The sequence below is a fragment of the Streptomyces sp. NPDC026206 genome (assembly GCF_040638465.1).
Lineage (GTDB): Bacteria > Actinomycetota > Actinomycetes > Streptomycetales > Streptomycetaceae > Streptomyces.
On sequence record NZ_JBEZYL010000004.1, the window covers coordinates 1 to 18724 of the forward strand.

Below are 18724 nucleotides of genomic sequence, written 5' to 3' on the forward strand. Positions count from 1 at the left end.
CCCCAAAAAAACACCCAAAACCCGCCAAACCAGATTACGCGTGGGGTGACTGGTGTTCCGCGGTGTCCTCTGCGGCCCGGGAGAGTGCTGCGACCGGTCGCAGCACTCTCCGCGCGCTCTGTGCCGCTCTGCGGCCCTGATACGTGCTGGCGCCCTCCTGGACGGGTTGGCGCACCCCAGGCTGGCACCGCTACTGTCGATCACACTTTCGTGCCAGGGGGAGCATGTCTGTTCAGCGCGCCGTCAGTCCCGAGCCATCCCGAGAACCGGCCGATGAGCGCTCTGTAAGCAAGCGCGCGGCCTCGAAGGGTTGTTTCGGCGTCATCCTTCTTGGCGTTGCCGTCTGGCTAGTGATCAAGGCGATTCCCGACTGGACCACGCCCGACGGTGAATACTCGATGTGGGCAGTAGGGCCTTTCGCCGTGCCACTCGTCCTATACATCGGGTTGGGCCTCATAAGTGACCTAGCGACTGTTCGCGAGGGGCGACAGCCTCAGCAGACCCAGCAACTCAGCCTGGCGACTGCTCCGGTTCTACTGCGCACATGGCGCGACGCGGAATTCCTGGCCGTCTATCACATGCAGCAGATCGGCTATCCGGATGCCCGAGACACGGGCAGCGGCAGCGATGGCGGTATCGATGCCAAGGCCACTGGGGCCGTCGCGCAGGTCAAGATGAAGAGCAAGCCCGTGGGTCGTCCCGATGTGCAACGCCTCGTCGGCGCAGCTGGCCGTGGAGAACTGCAAGACCTTCTCTTTTACAGCTTGCAGGGGTACACAGCCCAGGCCCTGGTCTACGCCGATAGCCAAGGTGTAATGCTCTTTCAGTTCGACGAGACGGGCGCGGTGTGGGCAGTCAACCGCGTCGCGCGTAGCGCGCTCAACCGGCCGCGGAATTAGGGCGCTGGTCAAGTCCTCTGGTGGGGCTACCTGACGGCGATGTCAGTGGGGAGTGCTGGGATGGCCGCGACACCGTTGCCGCTGCTTCAGGAGGCGTCCGGATGAGTTCACGCGTGTTGGTCCCACCCCCGCGCGAGCCGAAAGACACGCCGGAGCGGGCCCGGCACCTCGCTCTGATTGCGCGCATCAGAGAGGAGCGGCGAGCGGCTGGGCTGCGCCCTGTCGAAGCTCGGTGCGGCCGGCCTTTGCAAGATGGCGTCCGGCTGTGCAAATCCCGCCCGCTGCCAGGCCTTGCCGGATGTGCGCGCCACCTCGACGACGAGGAGTGGCAGGACACCGTCGACTACCCGCATGCGTACTTCCGCTACGTCTATGGGGGGTGTAGGCCTATGACTGTTGAGGAGCAGGTTGAACAAAGGCTCAGGGACGCTCAGCCGCCCGCCTGCCATTCCTGGCCGTACCCGCGAGCGGTGCCTCTTCCTGATGAAGACCCGGTCACCCTGCTTGTTGCATGGCAGGCGGGCCGCTGCGCAGGGTGCGGGCACCCGTCTCCTGCCGACGTGGTGGTCGACCACTGTCACGAGTCTGGACTCGTTCGCGGTTTGCTGTGCACCCTGTGTAACAACGCTGAGGGGACCGCGCCGCCGCGACATCCTCGGTGGTTTCGGTACCGGACTCTCCCACCAGCGGTGATCCTCGGCTTGCGGCTTCAGTACGGGAAGCCGGTGCGCAGGCGTCTCGACCAGGTCCTCGCCGAGGCTCAGAAGCTGGCAGTCCAGGGATAAACGCGTCGACACCCGCAGGGTCGCATCTCCTGAGTTCTCCTACGCTCCCTACGCGCACGCGCGCGCAAGGCGCGACCGGTCGCGACGCGCCAACGGGGCTCACCCACTGGGGGACGGCGGGACGCGGGGGACGTCGTATCCGGCTTCCCCTCTCCTACCCCTTCCCCTCCTACTCGCTGGGACAGAGAGGAAAGCGGCCAAGCCGTCCCCTGCGTCCTCCCGGTCGGGCAGCGTGTCTGTTCCCGCAGGTGGTCGGCAGGGTGGTGGGGGACGTCTCGCGGTTCGGGTGCCGTCCCCCGTTGGCTCCCGGGCGTCCCCCTGCGTCCCCGGGCACAGCAGCGCCCCGGCGGAGGTGCCGTGCCGGGGCGCGTCGGGCGAGGGCTTCATGTGGTCGGGGTGCGCGTGACGGCGTAGACCTTGCCGTTCTTGTTGCTGCCCGAGGTGCGCGCCACGTAGATGCCGCGGGCGCGGAGTGCAGGGGCGACCTGGCGAATGCGGGCGCTGAGAACCGCGGGTGTCTTTGGCCAGCCGTCGGTGAGGCCGCGCCCGTCGCTGCCGAGCAGCCGGTGCAGCTCGGCCATGGTCCCCTGCCAGCCGCCGGACGGGAAGGCGGGCGAGACGGTCCAATCCCGCAGGGTGCCGGCGACTGGGTGACCATCGAGGACCGCGTCGTTCAGCGCATCTTGCGCGCCGTTGAAGGCGGCGAGGCTGCGCCAGCCGGTGACGCGGTCGAGGGCGTGCAGCAACTCGGCGAAGTCGGCGAGCCGCGGGCGTTCGGTGAGGTCAGCGGCGGCGTGCGGGAGGTCGGCCCATACCGCGGCGGCGAGGTCGAGCAGTGCGCCGAGGATGCGTGGGTGCGCCTGTTCGTATGTGGCCCACAGAGCGCCGGCCGTGCGCCGCTTGTGACGGGGGATGGGTTGCAGCTCGAGCGGCATCATGCGCTCAGCAAGGTCGTTGCGCAGCGCGCCGAGGTCGATGCCCGTGAGCAGCACGGGACGCTGATAGGTGAGCACGTTCACGTCGTCGTCGGTGTACAGGGCGCGGGTCACCTGCGCGTCGCCCGTAACGATGCGACACAGGGCATCGGACAGCCAGCCGGGCAGGCCCGAGAGGTTGTCGAGCGCGAGCACCCATCCGGCGGCCGTGGTCGGCCCGAGGTCGCGCAGGGTCTCGGGAGCCTGGCGTAGCGGCGCGCGAGCGCCCTCGATGATCCCGGCGAGCATCTGCCCCGACGTGCTCTTGCCCGTGCCCTGCTCACCGGTGAGGTAGGCGATGGGGCGCGGGATGCCGGGGCGCAGGGCGGCCAGCAGCCAGCCGACGGCGAGCGGCAGGGTCTCGGGCGTGAACGGCAGCAGCGTGGCCAACTCCTCGAGGCCCGTGCGCCAGCCGCCCGCCGCTCGGTCCGGGCGGGGCAGGGGGCGAACCAGTTTGCTGCGCCGCCATATCGGCCCGATCTCGGGGTCGGGGTGGGTCAGTGCCCACCCGTCGGGGGCAAGGCGTACCGACTCCCCGTCGGGGCGGCCGAGGTCGAGCCAGGACACCGAGGGCTCGGCGGGGTCAGGAGCGACGCGCAGGTGCAGCTCGGCTTCGGGTGCGCGCATTGCGAGCGCATCGAGTGCGGCCAGGGCGTCAGCGAGTGCGGTCTGCGAGGGCGTCCGGTCGCGCTCGGTCACGTACACGTGCGTGAGGTGCTGCCTCAGGCTGCCGGTGCCGGTGTGGGCGGTGGCGCGCAGCGGTACAGCGATGGGCGGGCCGTCGTACGGGACGGCGTACGGCGCGCCGTTGTGGTGCAGGTACCGGAAGCGGTTCTGTCCGAGCACGCGCAGCACCTCGGCCTGCGGCGGCTGGCGTTCCTGCTTCGGCGCATGTGGCTGCTCGCTGCTCGCTTCCTGCCGGGGGAAGGGGACGACGGAGCGCGCGGCGGTAGCCGGGTTGAAGGTGGGGGCATAAGTCATGCGGCGGCTCCGGTGAGGGTGGTGCGCGGGTGCCGCTCGCCGGCGGACAGTCCCGAGCGAATCGCGGCTTCGGCCTCGCGTCCGGGCAATCCGGCGTGCCGGGCGGCGTCGCACAGGACGTCGGCGAGCTGGTCGTGCTCGAGATGGCCCACCACGCGCAGGGTGCCGAGGTTGAAGGCAGCGCGGTTGAGTGTGGCGTTACGGGTGCCGGGCTGCGCCTCGGCGACCGCTCGCAGCTCGTTCTCAACAGCGGTGGCCACGTACCCGCCGCCCATCCTGCGGGAGCGCCATGGCAGCGCCACGCGGGGGCGCTCGGGACGTATGCGGTGCCCGGTGCGGTCGAGGTCGCGGGCGAGCCACACGGGCAGTTCGGCGACCGTGCGGCAGTCCCCGAGCGCGGTGTATGCCCCGTCGCGGGTGACGGTGCCCGGTGCTACGGCGTAGGACGATCCGGCGCGCACGTCGAGCTGCCAGCCGAGCGCCCCGGCTTGCGGGCGCCAGACGGTGCCGGCCGGTGCGCGGAACCAGTAGTGAAACCCTCCCGAGGGTGTACGCACAGTGAGCGTCTCCGGGGCGCAGCCGGGCAACGTGGCACGGCGCGCCTCCACGAGCAGGGCGAGAACGTCGCGGCCGTCGACGATGCTGCCCGGGGCGATATCGGCGGGCAGTTCGACGCCGGGCAGCAGTCGCTCGAGGTCGGTCGGCATGTCACCGCCGTGGCAGTCCACGTCGAGGATGACGAGCCCGGATGGTCCGGCGGCAACGCCGACCCCGGCCGCGGGCATGTGCTCCCACCACCGGGCGATGCGGTGGGGGTCGGTCGTGGCGGCCAGCACACCATGACAGGGGCGGCCGGCAGCGTGGCACGAGCAGGTGCGCCCGTCGTGCTCGATGTAGGCAGGGTTGGGGCGTTCGGTGGTGCCGGGCGAGCATCGGGTGCAGCCACGTACGGGCACCTTCCCGCCCGGGGCGAGCGGGTGCACTGCGTAGCTCTGAGCAGCCAGCCACAGAGCTACGCGGAGCGGCTCGGCGGTCGAGGTGGTCAAGCCGTCGTCGCCCTTCACGCTGCGGTGCCGATGGTCTGCTCGTCGAGCCACTGCTCGACGTCTTCCCAACGGGCGCGAAGGTGACGGCCGACCTTGATCAGGCGGGGCCCGCCGCCTCGATGGCTCCACTGGTAGACGGTGGCGAGCGGCACGCCGCAATAATCGGCGAGTTCGCGCGCGGTGGCGAGCTTGCGGCGGGCCGAGTCAACGGTGCCGGGAACTTGGGCGCGGGGCACGATCTCACTCCTCTGTCGATTCGACATCCGGGCTTGTCGATAGAACTGATCTTGGGCAACCTTGCCGACGTCGCGCACCGCATGTCAATCTTGCTTACAGATTTGTCGTATCGACATAGAGGTGACCCATGAAGAACCATCAATCGGCGAGTGAAGTCGTCGCCGAGCGAGTCCAAGAACTGCGGAAACGGCAAGGGCTCACCGCCAAGGATCTGGCCGAGCGCTGCCGGCTGATCGGGGCGCCGGGGCTGACTGCGTCAGTGATTGCCAACATCGAGAGCGGTCGGCCTGACCTGAACGGCCGCCGGCGGCGGCAGGTCACGCTTGAGGAGTGGCTGATCTTGGCGCAGGCGCTGCACGTCGCCCCCATCCACCTCGTCGTACCGATCGATGACGACCACGCGCGCTACGAGCTGACCCCGGAAACGCCGACGCCGACGCACGGCCTCAACCGGGAGGGCGCTGGCTGGGTCCGAGAGTGGATCAAGGGGGAAGCGCCGCTGACATTCATGGATGAGCGCATCTACCGCAGTGAGGTGCCGGCGGAGGAATGGAAGTCCCGCGGGCGTCGCGAGCGAGAGGCGTACGAGATCAACAAGCAACTCTTGGAAGCCTTGGGGGCGGCCGGCTTCAAACCCGCACCGAAGGACGACGCGGGCATCGAGGGGGGAGAGGCGGAGTCGCATGGCTGAGGTCTACGACCGGTGGCACAAGTCCCGTCCGTTAGACAGCGACGAGCCGTGCGCCGACCACACCAGCAAGACACGCAAGCTTGTGCCCAGCGGCGAGCACGGCAAGGGCAAGCGGTGGCAGGTTCGTTGGCGCGACGCCGGCGGGAAGCAGCGCAAAGAGAACTTCGACAAGCGGAACATGGCCGACACCCGCGCGGCGACCATCGACGCTGACCTCGCCCGCGGCCTCTACGTCGACCCTGCTGCCGGCAAGGAGAGCTTTCGGGCAGTCGCCGAACGCTGGCGCACCTCGGCTGTTCACCGCTCGACAACGGCCTCGCGCGTCGAGCGCGCCCTGCGCAATCACATCTACCCGACCTTCGGCGACCGGCCCGTCGCCGGCATCCGTCCGTCGGAGGTACAGGCATGGGTCAAGGACCGTGCGCAGGTGCTCGCCCTGTCCACGCTCCGCGTGACGTACGCGTACCTCGTGAGCGTGCTCCACACGGCCGTGCGCGATCGGATCATCGCGGTGAACCCGTGCGATGGGGTGCGGCTGCCGGCGAAGCGCCGTACCGAGATCGTGCCGCTGCCCCCAGACGTCGTCCGCGCTTTGATCGACGCTGCTCCGGCCTGGTACCGGTCGCTCACGCTGCTCGCCGCAGCGTCCGGTCTACGCCAGGGTGAGGCGTTCGGACTCGAGGTCGAGCAGGTCGACTTTCTGCGCCGCGAGGTGAGGGTGCAGCAACAGCTCATAACCCCGGAGGAGGGTGCGCCCTACCTCGGTGAGCCGAAGACGCACGAGAGCTATCGCACTGTGCCGCTCGCCAAGTCGGCCGTTGATGCTCTTGCGGCGCATCTCGAGCGGTATCCCGTCGTCGAGACGGAGATCGAGGACCGTACGAACCCGCGTAAGCCGCGCAGGCGTAAAGCTCGGCTGCTGTTCCTCAACGAGCACAACGAACCGGTTCGGCGCGACGGCTGGGCGCACGTCTGGCGGCGGATGGTGAGCAACGCGAACAAGGCACTCTCCGCGAGGCACGAGCGCGCCTACGCGGCGTGGGTCAAGAAGGGGAAGCCGGAGGGCAGGGCGCCTGAACTCTTGCAAGTGCCCGAAGGGGCCAGCATGCACGACCTGCGCCACTTCTACGCGTCGCTGCTGATCAAGCACCGCGAGAACGTCAAGACGGTGCAGAAGCGGCTCGGCCATGCCAAGCCGTCGATCACGCTCGACACCTATACGCATCTCTGGCCGGACGACGAGGACACAACGAGGGCCGCCGTCGAGGAAGTCCTCGGCGATGTGCCCCCGTTGTGCCCTGCCCGGCCCGCCTAGAGTGCGTATGCGCAGGTCAGAGATCTAGATCAGCGGTAGTTGACGTACTGAAGCGCGAAGTCCAGGTCCTTGCCCTTGAGGAGGGCCTGGACGGCCTGCAGGTCGTCGCGGCTCTTCGAGGACACGCGGAGCTCATCGCCCTGGACCTGGGCCTTGACGCCCTTGGGGCCCTCGTCGCGGATGATCTTGGCGACCTTCTTTGCGTTCTCCTGGGAGATGCCCTCCACGATCGTGGCGAAGAGCTTGTACTCCTTGCCGGAGGGCTGCGGCTCGCCGGCGTCCAGGGCCTTCAGGGAGATGCCACGCTTGATCAGCTTGGACTGGAAGATGTCGAGAACCGCCATGACCCGTTCCTCGGCGTTGGCGCGCATCTCGATCTTCTCGCCCGACCACTCGATAGACGCCCCGACACCCTTGAAGTCGTAGCGCTGCGAGATCTCCTTGGCGGCCTGGTTGAGGGCGTTGTCGACCTCCTGCCGCTCGACCTTCGAGACGATGTCGAAACTGGAGTCGGCCATATTGAGTTGGCTCCTCGTACGTAGATCCATCAGGGGGCGCGGCCGGTGGGCCGCGCAGCCAGCCTAGTCACCCGGGGCCCGATCGAGGGGCTGTGAACCGAGTGGCGGACCACCCCAGGTCATCGGGTATGGTTTACGTCGTTGCCCCGGAGCGGCTCGAAAGAGCGACCGAGGCGGCAACCCATGGCGGTGTGCCCGAGTGGCCAATGGGAACGGACTGTAAATCCGTCGGCTTAGCCTACCCAGGTTCGAATCCTGGCGCCGCCACAGAATGAGGCCCCTGACCTGCAAAGGTCAGGGGCTCTTTCGTTGTCCTGGTGCCTGCGGGCCGCAGTGGCCGCGCTAGCCGGCCGCCGCCCGGACCGCCTCCTCCACCGGCGTGGCGCCGGCGATCAGCTCCAGCGTGCGGCCCGCCGTGCCGGGCTCGGCCAGCAGGGCCGCCAGCACCGCCGCCACGTCGTCGCGGCTCACCGCGCCCCGGCCCGTGCTGCCCGCGGACAGCTTCACCAGGCCGGTGCCGGGGTCCTCCGTCAGGCGGCCCGGGCGCAGGACGGTCCAGTCGAGGCCGGCCCGGGCGCGTACGTCGGCGTCGGCCGCGCCCTTCGCACGCAGGTAGGCGGCGAAGACCGGGTCCGTGTCCGCCGGTGGCTCACGGTCGGCGCCCATGGACGAGACGATCACGAACCGCCGCACCCCGGCCGCCTCCGCCGCATCGGCGAAGAGGGCGGCGGCCCCGCGGTCGACGGTGTCCTTGCGCTCCACGCCGCTGCCCGGTCCCGCGCCCGCCGCGAAGACGGCGGCGTCGGCGCCCTCCAAGTGACGGGCGAGGTCCCCGACGGACGCCGACTCCAGGTCGGCCACCACCGGTTCGGCGCCCGCCGCCAGCAGGTCTCCTGCCTGTTCCGGGCGGCGGACGATGCCCGCCACCTCGTCACCGCGCCCGGCGAGCAGCCGCTCCAGCCGCAGCGCGATCCGACCATGTCCTCCAGCGATGACAATGCGCATGATCCGACCGTACGCCGAAGGTCACCGCTCGGGATCCCCGCCGCGCGGCGACTGCCGGGGCAGGTCCAGGGCCACGGTGGCCCGGTCGTCGGCCCGGACGTCGCCGTACTCCCGTACCGCGCTCGTACGGGCCACCACCCGGCCCCGGTGGACCACGAGCCGGCTGTAGCCGAGCGACAGGACCCCCGCGATCCCGCTGCCGCGCACCGCGAGCAGCTCCGCCGGGAAGCCCGCCTCCACCCGAACCTCCGGCAGGCCCATCGCCGCCCGGGCCCGCCCGCTCACGGCCTCGTACGCGAGCTCCGGGCTGAGCTCGCCGTGCGAGGCCAGCAGGAAGGCGGCCTCCAGGGGGTCGCCGCGACCGACCGGGTTGGCCACGTCGCGCAGGGCGCCGCTGCCCGCCGCCACCTGCACGCCCGCCGCCCGCAGCAGCCGTACCGGCGCGCACCACGAGCCGCGCCCGCCCATCGACACGCAGCAGTCGCCCTGCGGCAGGCAGACCACCGTCACACCGGCCGCCGCCAGTTGCTGCCCCGCCAGTACGGCCTGGTCGTGCGGAAGGCGTGAGAGGCCCGCGCAGGGGCCGATGGCGACGCCGGGGCGCAGTCCGCCGGCCATGGCGGCGAGCCGCGACAGGCGGGCGGGGTCGTCACCGTCCGTGTGCAGGTCGACGGAGCAGCCGTGCTCGGCGGCGATGCCCAGCACCGTCTCGGCGTAACCCGTGGGGTCCGGGTCGAGGTCGGGGCAGCCGCCGATGACGGTGACGCCCATCTTGACCGCGTCCCGCAGCATGGCCAGGCCGTCGGCGCCGGCCACGCCGGTCAGCAGCCGCGGGACGGCGACGGCGCTCAGCTCGGTGAGCCCGGCCAGCGCCCGCCGGGCCTGCAGCACGGCCTCCAGCGAGCGCAGCCCCTGGACGTCGCCGATGCGGACGTGGGAGCGCACGGCGGTGGCTCCGTGGCCCAGCTGCAGCAGGGCGGCCTCGGTAGTGCGGCGCTGGACGTCCTCGAGGCCGGAGGCGAGGGGGCCGCCGGCGACCGCCGTGAGCGCGGTGTCGCAGTGGGCGTGGGGCTCGGCGGGGGCGGGGAGCAGGACGTAGCCGGTGAGGTCGACCCGGGGGCCGGGGGCGAGGCTGCCGGACGTGCCGACGGCCTCGATGCGCCCGCCGCTGAGGCGCACGTCCACGACGCGGCCGTCGGCGAGACGGGCGCCGCACAGCACCAGGACGCCGTCACCGGGCGTCATGGCGGCGTCGCCGTCGGGGCTTCTGGCGGGCTGCGGCTGACTGTCGGGCATCGCGATCCTCCGGGTGGCCGGGGCGGGCATGATCACGCAGCGCTCCGAGCGTAGGCCGCGTACGAAGCCGGTCAGAGCAGGCGCCGAATAGTCGTACCGGCGTGGGTCCCGTGAACGGCGGGAGAAGCCCGGCGGGCAGTCCCGCACAGTCCGGGGAAACGGCCCGGTGGCCCGCGGCTCCCGACGGCCCCGGCGGCGGCCCGGGGAACGCCCTGGCGGGGGCGGCCGGATACGGATTTCACCTTCGGCGGCAGACCGTGTAATGTCTTCCTCGCTCGCCCCAATAGCTCAGTCGGCAGAGCGTCTCCATGGTAAGGAGAAGGTCAACGGTTCGATTCCGTTTTGGGGCTCTGGTGTGTGAGGTTTCCTCGCCTTCAGGCGGGGAAGCTCTCCCTCATCAAAGCGGTGTAGCTCAGTCGGTAGAGCAAGCGGCTCATAATCGCTGTGTCACCGGTTCAAGTCCGGTCACCGCTACACACAGTAGCCGATTGTGGGGTCGGTCCTCCGATCGGCTACTCTTTTATGCGTTCATCCGTCCATTCCGTCAAGGAGCACTCACGTGGCTGCCACCGACGTCCGCCCGAAGATCACGCTGGCCTGCGTGGAGTGCAAGGAGCGGAACTACATCACCAAGAAGAACCGGCGCAACGACCCGGACCGTCTTGAGATGAAGAAGCACTGCCCTCGTTGCAAGGCCCACACGGCTCACCGCGAGACCCGCTAAACGCGAACGTTCATGAGGCCGTCCCCATCTTCTGGGGGCGGCCTCATGGCGTATTCACCCCCGAAATCCCGGAATCCCCGGAACCTCCGGAACCCACGGAACCTCAGTCCCCATCAGGAGGTGCCGAGCCCATGGCGCTCGACCAGTCCTTCGTCGGACGGACCTATCCGGCCACCGACCCCTATGAGGTCGGCCGGGAGAAGATCCGCGAATTCGCCGAGGCCGTCGGCGACGCCAATCCGGCGTACACCGACCCCGAGGCCGCCAAGGCGCTCGGTCACCCGGACGTCATCGCTCCGCCGACTTTTGTGTTCGCGATCTCCTTCCAGGCCGCGGGGATGGTCACCCGGGACCCGCAGCTGGGCCTGGACTACGACCGCGTCGTGCACGGCGAGCAGAAGTTCGCCTACACCCGCCCGGTCGGCGCGGGGGACCGGCTGACGGTCACCTCCACGATCGAGTCGATCAAGTCGCTGGCGGGCAACGACGTGCTGATGGTCCGTGGCGAGGTCCACGACGCGAACGACGAGCACGTGGTGACCGTGCACACGAAGCTGGTGGCGCGCGCCGCCGAGGAGGCGTGATGGCCGCCACGATTTCGTACGACGAGGTGGAGACGGGTACCGAGCTGCCCGGCCGGTCCTTCCCCGTGACCCGTGCCACCCTGGTCCGCTACGCGGGCGCCTCCGGCGACTTCAACCCGATCCACTGGAACGAGAAGTTCGCCAAGGAGGTCGGACTGCCGGACGTCATCGCGCACGGCATGTTCACCATGGCCGAGGCGATCCGCGTCGTCACCGACTGGGCCGGCGACCCGGCCGCCGTCATCGACTACGGGACGAAGTTCACCAAGCCCGTCGTCGTGCCGAACGACGACAAGGGTGCGGTCATCGAGGTCAGCGCCAAGGTCGCCGCCAAGCTCGACGACGAGGCCCGCACCGTCCGCGTGGACCTGGTGGCCATGAGCGACGGGCAGAAGGTGCTGGGCATGGCCCGCGCCGTGGTCAGGCTCGCCTGAGCAGCACGCACAGGTAAAGACACCGGTAAGGGGCGCCCGCATTAGCGGGCGCCCCTTACTCATACCTCGGTCACGGTCTGACGTCCGGCCCCACCGGCGGGAGGGCGACGGCGGCGCAGGGGGTCGTTCCGGAATGACCCCCGCAGCCGCCGTCGTCCGCACCACGACGGACCGCGGCCGGTGCCCCCGTACCCTGGTGCCCGTGCAGGAACGACACGACGCCCCCCTCGCCCCCCTGACCACCTTCCGGCTCGGCGGCCCCGCGACCCGCCTGATCACGGCCGTCACCGACGCCGAGGTCATCGACGCGGTCCGCGAGGCCGACGAGACCGGCACCCCGCTGCTGATCATCGGCGGCGGCAGCAACCTGGTGATCTCCGACAAGGGCTTCGACGGCACGGCCCTGCGCATCGCCACCACGGGCTTCCACCTCGACGGCACCCTCCTGGAGCTGGCCGCCGGTGAGAACTGGTCCGACGCCGTGGCCCGTACCGTCGAGGCCGGCCTCGCCGGCATCGAGTGCCTGGCCGGCATCCCCGGCTCCGCCGGCGCCACGCCCATCCAGAACGTCGGCGCCTACGGCCAGGAGGTCTCCGCCACGATCACGGAGGTCGTGGCCTACGACCGCCGCACCGGCGGGACGGTGACCCTCCCCAACGCCGACTGCGCCTTCTCCTACCGCCACAGCCGCTTCAAGCAGGACCCCACGCGCTACGTCGTCCTGCGGGTCCGGTTCGAGCTGGAGGACGCGGGGGGCCTCTCGGCGCCCCTGAAGTACCCCGAGACCGCCCGCGCCCTCGGCGTCGGGGCCGGAGACCGCGTACCGGCCGCCATCGCCCGGGAGACCGTGCTCAGGCTGCGGGCCGGCAAGGGCATGGTCCTCGACGCGGCGGACCACGACACGTGGTCCGCGGGGTCGTTCTTCACCAACCCGATCCTCACCGCCGCCGAGCACGCCGCGTTCCTGGGCCGCGTGACCGAGCGGCTCGGCGCGGACGTCGCGCCGCCGGCGTTCCCGGCGGGGGACGGGCTGATCAAGACCTCGGCCGCGTGGCTGATCGACAAGGCGGGCTTCACGAAGGGGTACGGCTCGGGGGCGGCCCGGATCTCGACGAAGCACACGCTGGCGCTGACGAATCGCGGGACGGCCACCACGGAGGACCTGCTCGGCCTCGCCCGCGAGGTGCGGGACGGGGTCCGGGAGGCGTTCGGGGTGACGCTGGTGAACGAGCCGGTGACGGTGGGCGTCAGCCTGTAGGCGGCGTGCCGGGGCGGGAGGCTTTCCCCTGCCCGCCCCTTCCCGCGACCGGGCGCTCCGCCCCCGGACCCCCGGTCCTCAAGCCCCCGACGGGCCGGAGGCGAGCCACTCGTCCACGCCCGCCAGCAGGCGTTCGCGTTCCCCCGGCGGCGCCGCCGACGCCCGTACCGACTGCCTCGCCAGTTCCGCCAGCTCCGCGTCCGTGAAGGCGTGGTGCTCGCGGGCGAACTCGTACTGGGCCGCCAGGCGGGAGCCGAAGAGCAGGGGGTCGTCGGCGCCGAGGGCTATCGGGACGCCGGCCTCGTACAGGGTGCGCAGCGGCACGTCCTGCGGCTTCTCATAGACGCCGAGGGCGACGTTCGACGAGGGGCAGACCTCGCAGGCGACACCCCGGGCGGCCAGCTTGGCCAGCAGGCGGGGGTCCTCGGCGGCCCGCACACCATGGCCGATACGGGCCGCGTGGAGGTCGTCCAGGCAGTCCCGGACGCTGCCCGGTCCCGAGAGCTCGCCGCCGTGCGGCGCGGCCAGCAGGCCGCCCTCACGGGCGATCTCGAAGGCGCGGTCGAAGTCGCGGGCGAGCCCGCGCCGCTCGTCGTTGGAGAGTCCGAAGCCGACCACGCCCCGGTCGGCGTAGCGGACGGCCAGGCGCGCCAGCGTGCGGGCGTCCAGCGGATGCCTCATGCGGTTCGCGGCGACCAGGACCCGCATGCCGAGGCCCGTGTCCCTGGACGCGGTCTCGACGGCGTCCAGGATGATCTCCAGCGCCGGGATCAGACCGCCCAGCCGGGGCGCGTACGAGGTGGGGTCGACCTGGATCTCCAGCCACCCCGAACCGTCGCGGACGTCCTCCTCGGCGGCCTCCAGCACCAGCCGCCGGATGTCCTCGGGAGAGCGCAGACAGGAGCGGGCGATGTCGTACAGCCGCTGGAAACGGAACCAGCCGCGCTCGTCCGTCGCCCGGAGCCGTGGCGGCTCACCGCCGCTGAGCGCCTCGGGCAGGTGCACGCCGTACTTGTCGGCGAGCTCCAGCAGGGTCGAGGGGCGCATGGACCCGGTGAAGTGCAGGTGCAGATGGGCCTTGGGCAGCAGTCGGACGTCGCGAACACTCTCCATCCTGGGATCTTGCCGTACGAGCCGGGCAACCGGAAGGGGCTTTCCCTGAACGGGCGCCGCACCGAAAACAAATGCGGGAAGCAGAGCGGGCCCCGGCGTGACGCCGGGGCCCGCTGCAGCAAGGCGGCAATGAAGCGGCAGGGAGCCGCGCGTCAGTCGCGCGCCTCCGCCAGCAGCTTCTGGACCCGCGAGACACCCTCGACCAGGTCCTCGTCACCCAGCGCGTACGACAGGCGCAGGTAGCCCGGCGTGCCGAAGGCCTCGCCGGGGACGACCGCGACCTCGGCCTCGTCGAGGATCAGGGCGGCCAGCTCGGTGGAGGTCTGCGGGCGCTTGCCGCGGATGTCCTTGCCGAGCAGGCCCTTCACCGAGGGGTAGGCGTAGAAGGCGCCCTCGGGCTCGGGGCAGACCACGCCGTCGATCTCGTTCAGCATCCGCACGATCGTGCGCCGCCGGCGGTCGAAGGCGACCTTCATCTCCTCGACGGCCGTCAGGTCGCCGGAGACGGCGGCCAGGGCGGCCACCTGAGCGACGTTGCTCACATTCGACGTGGCGTGCGACTGGAGGTTGGTCGCGGCCTTGACGACGTCCTGCGGGCCGATGACCCAGCCCACCCGCCAGCCGGTCATGGCGTAGGTCTTGGCGACACCGTTGACCACGATGCACTTGTCGCGCAGCTCCGGGACCACCACCGGCAGGGAGGAGAACTCCGCGTCGCCGTAGACCAGGTGCTCGTAGATCTCGTCGGTGAGTACCCACAGGCCGTGCTCGGCGGCCCAGCGGCCGATCTCCTCGACCTGGGCCCGCGTGTAGACCGCGCCGGTCGGGTTGGACGGGGAGACGAAGAGCACCACCTTGGTGCGCTCGGTGCGCGCGGCCTCCAGCTGCTCGACCGACACCCGGTACCCGGTGGTCTCGTCGGCGACGACATCGACCGGGACGCCGCCCGCGAGCCGGATCGACTCGGGGTAGGTCGTCCAGTACGGGGCCGGGACGATGACCTCGTCGCCCGGGTCGAGGATCGCGGCGAAGGCCTCGTAGATGGCCTGCTTGCCACCGTTGGTGACGAGCACCTGGGAGGCGTCGATCTCGTAGCCGGAGTCGCGCAGCGTCTTGGCGACGATGGCGGCCTTCAGCTCGGGCAGGCCGCCGGCCTGGGTGTAGCGGTGGTACTTGGGGTTGCGGCAGGCCTCCACCGCGGCCTCGACGATGTAGCCGGGCGTCGGGAAGTCGGGCTCACCGGCGCCGAAGCCGATGACGGGGCGGCCGGCCGCCTTGAGGGCCTTGGCCTTGGCGTCGACGGCGAGAGTGGCGGACTCGGAAATGGATCCGATCCGCGCCGAAACCCGGCGCTCGGTGGGGGACTGGGCGGGAGGAACAGCAGGAGTCGCAGCGGTCATAAAGGCATCGTCGCAGACCTCCCGGGGGGCGGGCACATTGGTTTCGCGGACCGGCCGGAGTGCGCTCGACGGCCCCGGTCCCGGGCCCCGCCGGACGCCCGGACCGGCCCTGTTCAGGGGCCTTCCGGGGAACGCCGCGTCCCCAGCTGTTCGACGACACGCCTGGAAGCACGTACACTCATCCGTCGTTGGCCCCTTACCGGCGGATCCGCTCCGGGCGTGCACACCGTGCATCCGGATGGATGCGGTACGTTGGGGGAACCACAAAGGGTCGTAGCTCAATTGGTAGAGCACTGGTCTCCAAAACCAGCGGTTGGGGGTTCAAGTCCCTTCGGCCCTGCTACACGCATCATCACTGGGTGCGTGCGTGCGTACGTACTGAAATGCACCGCCGTGCGGCTCAACCGGGCGCGGCACGGCCACGACCCGGATTCAGGTGAGGACGTAGTGACGGAAGCCCTTGGCTCCACCGCGACGCCTGAGAGCGGTCGTCCCGAGGACGAGGTGGCCACCAAGAAGGGCCGCCGTGGTGGAAAGCGCGGGAAGAAGGGCCCTCTGGGTCGCCTCGCGCTTTTCTACCGTCAGGTCGTCGCCGAGCTCCGCAAGGTCGTCTGGCCCTCCAAGAGCCAGTTGTCGACGTACACCACTGTGGTGATCGTCTTTGTTGTCATCGTCATCGGTCTTGTGACCGTGATTGACTATGGGTTCGAGCAGGCCGTCAAGTACGTCTTCGGCTGAGCCCGGTCCCGCGCGTAAGGCGGCCTTTCCGGAGAGCCGCCTCTTCGCACGTTCCACCCCTTGAAGCCAGGAAGAAGCAGCCACGTGTCTGACCCGAACCTGAACGACGCCGCCGAGCCCGTCGCGGCGGAGGCCAACGTTGACGAGGCTGTCTCGGCCGAGGTCGAGGGCGACGACACCGCGCAGGAGATCGTCGAGAACGCCGACGGTGCCGACGAGCCCGACGCCGAGGACGCCGCCGCTGAGCCGGCCGAAGAGGCCGCGCTGCATGTCGAGGGCGACGAGGCCGAGGCCGCTTCCGCCGAGGACGCCGAGGACGAGGAAGCCGCCGAAGAGGCCGCTCCCGTCGACCCGGTCGACGCGCTCCGCGACGAGCTGCGTGGCCTGCCCGGCGAGTGGTACGTCATCCACACCTACGCGGGTTACGAGAACCGCGTGAAGACCAACCTCGAGCAGCGCGCCGTCTCGCTGAACGTCGAGGACTACATCTTCCAGGCCGAGGTGCCGCAGGAAGAGGTCGTCCAGATCAAGAACGGCGACCGCCGCACCGTCCGCCAGAACAAGCTCCCCGGCTACGTGCTGGTGCGCATGGACCTGACGAACGAGTCCTGGGGCGTCGTCCGCAACACGCCGGGCGTCACCGGCTTCGTGGGCAACGCCTACGACCCGTACCCGCTGACCCTGGACGAGATCGTCAAGATGCTCGCCCCCGAGGCCGAGGCGAAGGCCGCCAAGGAGGCCGCCGAGGCCGAGGGCCGCCCGGTCCCCAGCCGCAAGGTCGAGGTCCAGGTGCTGGACTTCGAGGTCGGCGACTCGGTCACGGTCACGGACGGTCCGTTCGCGACGCTGCAGGCCACGATCAACGAGATCAACGCCGACTCGAAGAAGGTCAAGGGCCTCGTCGAGATCTTCGGCCGCGAGACCCCGGTCGAGCTCAGCTTCGACCAGATCCAGAAGAACTGACACTTCTCTGGCAAAACGCTTCCGACCAGGTCAGACAGTGCTTCTCGCTGGGGGTTTTCCCCGCTTGCGGGGGACTGTCTGACCTGCTCGGTTTTTGGCCCGGCCGCGTTACCCGTTATCGTGGTGCGGTATGCCTGCGCGCAGTGTGCGTTGGGCAAAAAAACTCTCACTAGGACCCGGAGAGAGCAATGCCTCCCAAGAAGAAGAAGATCACGGGGCTTATCAAGCTCCAGATCAGCGCCGGTGCCGCGAACCCGGCTCCGCCGGTCGGCCCCGCGCTGGGTCAGCACGGCGTCAACATCATGGAGTTCTGCAAGGCCTACAACGCCGCGACCGAGTCGCAGCGTGGCATGGTCGTGCCGGTGGAGATCACGGTCTACGAGGACCGTTCCTTCACCTTCGTCACGAAGACTCCGCCGGCCGCCAAGCTGATCCTCAAGGCCGCGGGCGTGGACAAGGGCTCGGGCGAGCCGCACAAGACCAAGGTCGCCAAGATCACCGAGGCGCAGGTCCGCGAGATCGCCACGACCAAGATGCCCGACCTGAACGCCAACGACCTGGACGCCGCCGCGAAGATCATCGCCGGCACCGCCCGTTCCATGGGTGTCACGGTCGAGGGCTGATCAGCCCCGTTTGACCACGCGGCGACAGCCGCATGATCGACAACACAGTGGAAGGGCCGGCGCTGGCCCGGACCACGACTCCACGCTCAACCATTCAGGAGCAGAAGTGAAGCGCAGCAAGACTCTCCGCGCTGCGGACGCCAAGGTCGAGAAGGAGCGTCTGTACGCTCCCCTCGAGGCCGTCCGTCTCGCCAAGGACACCTCGTCCGTGAAGTTCGACGCGACCGTCGAGGTTGCCATGCGTCTGGGTGTCGACCCGCGCAAGGCCGACCAGATGGTCCGCGGCACCGTGAACCTTCCGCACGGCACCGGTAAGACCGCCCGGGTCCTGGTCTTCGCGACCGGCGACCGTGCCGAGGCCGCGCGTGCCGCCGGCGCCGACATCGTCGGCTCCGACGAACTCATCGACGAGGTCGCGAAGGGCCGTCTGGACTTCGACGCCGTCGTCGCCACCCCGGACCTCATGGGCAAGGTCGGCCGCCTCGGCCGCGTGCTCGGTCCCCGTGGCCTGATGCCGAACCCGAAGACCGGCACGGTCACCCCGGACGTGGCGAAGGCTGTCACGGACATCAAGGGCGGCAAGATCGAGTTCCGCGTCGACAAGCACTCGAACCTGCACTTCATCATCGGCAAGGTCTCCTTCGACGAGACCAAGCTGGTCGAGAACTACGCCGCGGCGCTGGACGAGATCCTTCGTCTGAAGCCGTCCGCCGCGAAGGGCCGCTACGTCAAGAAGGCGACCCTGACCACCACGATGGGCCCCAGCATCCCGCTGGACGGCAACCGCACCCGCAACCTCCTCGCGGAGGACGAGACCGTCTGACCGACGGCTTGTAGCGCGTAGCGCGCAGTACCTCAGGCCGGGCCCCGCACCTCTCCAGGTGCGGGGCCCGGCCCGATTTGGAGGACTGTGCACCTGTCGCGTAAGGTGTGCGAGAAGCCAAAGACCGCTGGTCGTTGCTGTACCTCCTCCCGGAGGTGTGGTGGCCGAAGGATCCGCTAGCTGCGGGCGACCTGCGCAGGTGATTGTGGTTGAACTCCCGTCGGTGCGTAAGAAAATTACGTCCGAACGGTCGAGTCACGCCCCGAGCGCCTGCGCCGGGGCGTTTCGTTTTGCCCAGGTCCCTTCTCGCGCCTATG

The 18724-nt window shown here is 70.0% G+C and carries 20 protein-coding genes and 4 tRNA genes; 16 read left to right on the forward strand and 8 right to left on the reverse strand.

Annotated elements, in window-relative coordinates; genetic code table 11:
- The first annotated feature begins 224 nt into the window (after nucleotides 1-224).
- Both AB0F13_RS08410 and AB0F13_RS08415 read left to right on the forward strand, forming a co-directional pair.
- Nucleotides 225-899, forward strand: a complete 675-nt coding sequence (locus AB0F13_RS08410; RefSeq protein ID WP_362077243.1) for a restriction endonuclease — start codon at nucleotides 225-227, stop codon at nucleotides 897-899.
- A 389-nt stretch (nucleotides 900-1288) separates the two neighbouring features.
- Entirely contained in the window at nucleotides 1289-1684 is a 396-nt protein-coding gene (locus AB0F13_RS08415; protein ID WP_362077246.1) for an endonuclease domain-containing protein, read from the forward strand.
- A 383-nt stretch (nucleotides 1685-2067) separates the two neighbouring features.
- On the opposite strand, the gene AB0F13_RS08420 is transcribed toward AB0F13_RS08415, so the two are convergent.
- Genes AB0F13_RS08420 through AB0F13_RS08430 form a run of 3 tightly spaced genes read right to left on the reverse strand, consistent with a single transcriptional unit; the run spans nucleotide 2068 to nucleotide 4921 of the window.
- The gene (locus AB0F13_RS08420; protein ID WP_362077248.1) at nucleotides 2068-3639 is read right to left on the reverse strand and encodes a hypothetical protein; all 1572 of its coding nucleotides are present in this window, start codon (nucleotides 3637-3639) and stop codon (nucleotides 2068-2070) included.
- Nucleotides 3636-4685 carry a bifunctional DNA primase/polymerase gene (locus AB0F13_RS08425; protein ID WP_362077251.1) on the reverse strand — a complete coding sequence of 350 codons (1050 nt, stop codon included), beginning with the start codon at nucleotides 4683-4685 and terminating at the stop codon, nucleotides 3636-3638. Before AB0F13_RS08425 ends, AB0F13_RS08420 begins: the two co-directional genes overlap by 4 nt.
- 14 nt (nucleotides 4686-4699) lie before the next feature.
- Complete coding sequence (locus tag AB0F13_RS08430) at nucleotides 4700-4921, reverse strand: helix-turn-helix domain-containing protein (protein WP_362077254.1); 222 nt, start codon at nucleotides 4919-4921, stop codon at nucleotides 4700-4702.
- Between the two features lie 128 nt (nucleotides 4922-5049).
- On the opposite strand from AB0F13_RS08430, the gene AB0F13_RS08435 reads away from it, so the two are divergent.
- Complete coding sequence (locus tag AB0F13_RS08435) at nucleotides 5050-5613, forward strand: helix-turn-helix transcriptional regulator (RefSeq protein WP_362077257.1); 564 nt, start codon at nucleotides 5050-5052, stop codon at nucleotides 5611-5613.
- Nucleotides 5606-6928 (forward strand): tyrosine-type recombinase/integrase, encoded by a 1323-nt coding sequence (locus tag AB0F13_RS08440; protein WP_362077260.1) that lies wholly within the window; start codon nucleotides 5606-5608, stop codon nucleotides 6926-6928. Before AB0F13_RS08435 ends, AB0F13_RS08440 begins: the two co-directional genes overlap by 8 nt.
- Before the next feature lie 29 nt (nucleotides 6929-6957).
- Here the strand turns inward: AB0F13_RS08440 and AB0F13_RS08445 are convergent, their stop codons facing one another.
- Nucleotides 6958-7446 (reverse strand): YajQ family cyclic di-GMP-binding protein, encoded by a 489-nt coding sequence (locus AB0F13_RS08445; RefSeq protein WP_362077263.1) that lies wholly within the window; start codon nucleotides 7444-7446, stop codon nucleotides 6958-6960.
- Nucleotides 7447-7631: 185 nt separating this feature from the next.
- On the opposite strand from AB0F13_RS08445, the gene AB0F13_RS08450 reads away from it, so the two are divergent.
- Nucleotides 7632-7713 (forward strand) — tRNA-Tyr (locus AB0F13_RS08450).
- 75 nt (nucleotides 7714-7788) lie between these two features.
- On the opposite strand, the gene AB0F13_RS08455 is transcribed toward AB0F13_RS08450, so the two are convergent.
- The gene (locus AB0F13_RS08455; protein WP_362077266.1) at nucleotides 7789-8451 is read right to left on the reverse strand and encodes an NAD(P)H-binding protein; all 663 of its coding nucleotides are present in this window, start codon (nucleotides 8449-8451) and stop codon (nucleotides 7789-7791) included.
- Between the two features lie 21 nt (nucleotides 8452-8472).
- Entirely contained in the window at nucleotides 8473-9747 is a 1275-nt protein-coding gene (locus AB0F13_RS08460) for an amidohydrolase family protein (RefSeq protein ID WP_362077269.1), read from the reverse strand.
- A 277-nt stretch (nucleotides 9748-10024) separates the two neighbouring features.
- On the opposite strand from AB0F13_RS08460, the gene AB0F13_RS08465 reads away from it, so the two are divergent.
- The 6 genes from AB0F13_RS08465 (at nucleotide 10025) to AB0F13_RS08490 (ending at nucleotide 12747) form a co-directional block, all read left to right on the forward strand.
- Nucleotides 10025-10097: transfer RNA gene (locus AB0F13_RS08465), tRNA-Thr, on the forward strand.
- 51 nt (nucleotides 10098-10148) lie between these two features.
- Nucleotides 10149-10221 (forward strand) — tRNA-Met (locus AB0F13_RS08470).
- Between the two features lie 85 nt (nucleotides 10222-10306).
- Nucleotides 10307-10471 (forward strand): 50S ribosomal protein L33, encoded by a 165-nt coding sequence (gene rpmG / locus AB0F13_RS08475; RefSeq protein ID WP_087927546.1) that lies wholly within the window; start codon nucleotides 10307-10309, stop codon nucleotides 10469-10471.
- 131 nt (nucleotides 10472-10602) lie between these two features.
- Nucleotides 10603-11055: a MaoC family dehydratase N-terminal domain-containing protein gene (locus AB0F13_RS08480; protein ID WP_362077272.1), complete on the forward strand. Its 453-nt coding sequence runs from the start codon at nucleotides 10603-10605 to the stop codon at nucleotides 11053-11055.
- Nucleotides 11055-11489: a MaoC family dehydratase gene (locus tag AB0F13_RS08485; protein WP_362077275.1), complete on the forward strand. Its 435-nt coding sequence runs from the start codon at nucleotides 11055-11057 to the stop codon at nucleotides 11487-11489. Before AB0F13_RS08480 ends, AB0F13_RS08485 begins: the two co-directional genes overlap by 1 nt.
- A 202-nt stretch (nucleotides 11490-11691) precedes the next feature.
- On the forward strand, nucleotides 11692-12747 hold the full coding sequence (locus AB0F13_RS08490) for a UDP-N-acetylmuramate dehydrogenase (RefSeq protein WP_362078045.1): 1056 nt from the start codon (nucleotides 11692-11694) through the stop codon (nucleotides 12745-12747).
- A gap of 78 nt (nucleotides 12748-12825) precedes the next feature.
- Here the strand turns inward: AB0F13_RS08490 and AB0F13_RS08495 are convergent, their stop codons facing one another.
- Together AB0F13_RS08495 and AB0F13_RS08500 are read right to left on the reverse strand one after the other, a co-directional pair.
- Entirely contained in the window at nucleotides 12826-13860 is a 1035-nt protein-coding gene (locus AB0F13_RS08495; protein WP_362077278.1) for an adenosine deaminase, read from the reverse strand.
- A gap of 152 nt (nucleotides 13861-14012) precedes the next feature.
- Complete coding sequence (locus tag AB0F13_RS08500; RefSeq protein WP_362077281.1) at nucleotides 14013-15260, reverse strand: pyridoxal phosphate-dependent aminotransferase; 1248 nt, start codon at nucleotides 15258-15260, stop codon at nucleotides 14013-14015.
- Between the two features lie 267 nt (nucleotides 15261-15527).
- On the opposite strand from AB0F13_RS08500, the gene AB0F13_RS08505 reads away from it, so the two are divergent.
- The 5 genes from AB0F13_RS08505 (at nucleotide 15528) to rplA (ending at nucleotide 18407) form a co-directional block, all read left to right on the forward strand.
- A tRNA-Trp gene (locus tag AB0F13_RS08505) sits at nucleotides 15528-15600 on the forward strand.
- Between the two features lie 23 nt (nucleotides 15601-15623).
- Nucleotides 15624-15998, forward strand: coding sequence for a preprotein translocase subunit SecE (secE, locus tag AB0F13_RS08510; protein ID WP_362077284.1), 375 nt, complete (start codon nucleotides 15624-15626; stop codon nucleotides 15996-15998).
- Between the two features lie 84 nt (nucleotides 15999-16082).
- The gene (gene nusG, locus AB0F13_RS08515; protein WP_362077287.1) at nucleotides 16083-16961 is read left to right on the forward strand and encodes a transcription termination/antitermination protein NusG; all 879 of its coding nucleotides are present in this window, start codon (nucleotides 16083-16085) and stop codon (nucleotides 16959-16961) included.
- Nucleotides 16962-17149: 188 nt separating this feature from the next.
- Nucleotides 17150-17584, forward strand: a complete 435-nt coding sequence (gene rplK / locus AB0F13_RS08520; protein WP_362077290.1) for a 50S ribosomal protein L11 — start codon at nucleotides 17150-17152, stop codon at nucleotides 17582-17584.
- A gap of 106 nt (nucleotides 17585-17690) precedes the next feature.
- Entirely contained in the window at nucleotides 17691-18407 is a 717-nt protein-coding gene (gene rplA, locus AB0F13_RS08525; protein ID WP_362077293.1) for a 50S ribosomal protein L1, read from the forward strand.
- Nucleotides 18408-18724 lie beyond the last annotated feature (317 nt).

Excerpts from the sequence above, each read along its gene's own strand:
- AB0F13_RS08410 (WP_362077243.1), top strand. The coding sequence starts at position 225 with ATGTCTGTTCAGCGCGCCGTCAGTCCCGAGCCATCCCGAGAACCGGCC.
- AB0F13_RS08415 (WP_362077246.1), top strand. The coding sequence starts at position 1,289 with ATGACTGTTGAGGAGCAGGTTGAACAAAGGCTCAGGGACGCTCAGCCG.
- AB0F13_RS08420 (WP_362077248.1), bottom strand. The coding sequence starts at position 3,639 with ATGACTTATGCCCCCACCTTCAACCCGGCTACCGCCGCGCGCTCCGTC.
- AB0F13_RS08435 (WP_362077257.1), top strand. The coding sequence starts at position 5,050 with ATGAAGAACCATCAATCGGCGAGTGAAGTCGTCGCCGAGCGAGTCCAA.
- AB0F13_RS08440 (WP_362077260.1), top strand. The coding sequence starts at position 5,606 with ATGGCTGAGGTCTACGACCGGTGGCACAAGTCCCGTCCGTTAGACAGC.
- AB0F13_RS08445 (WP_362077263.1), bottom strand. The coding sequence starts at position 7,446 with ATGGCCGACTCCAGTTTCGACATCGTCTCGAAGGTCGAGCGGCAGGAG.
- AB0F13_RS08455 (WP_362077266.1), bottom strand. The coding sequence starts at position 8,451 with ATGCGCATTGTCATCGCTGGAGGACATGGTCGGATCGCGCTGCGGCTG.
- AB0F13_RS08460 (WP_362077269.1), bottom strand. The coding sequence starts at position 9,747 with ATGCCCGACAGTCAGCCGCAGCCCGCCAGAAGCCCCGACGGCGACGCC.
- AB0F13_RS08480 (WP_362077272.1), top strand. The coding sequence starts at position 10,603 with ATGGCGCTCGACCAGTCCTTCGTCGGACGGACCTATCCGGCCACCGAC.
- AB0F13_RS08485 (WP_362077275.1), top strand. The coding sequence starts at position 11,055 with ATGGCCGCCACGATTTCGTACGACGAGGTGGAGACGGGTACCGAGCTG.
- AB0F13_RS08495 (WP_362077278.1), bottom strand. The coding sequence starts at position 13,860 with ATGGAGAGTGTTCGCGACGTCCGACTGCTGCCCAAGGCCCATCTGCAC.
- AB0F13_RS08500 (WP_362077281.1), bottom strand. The coding sequence starts at position 15,260 with ATGACCGCTGCGACTCCTGCTGTTCCTCCCGCCCAGTCCCCCACCGAG.
- rplK (WP_362077290.1), top strand. The coding sequence starts at position 17,150 with ATGCCTCCCAAGAAGAAGAAGATCACGGGGCTTATCAAGCTCCAGATC.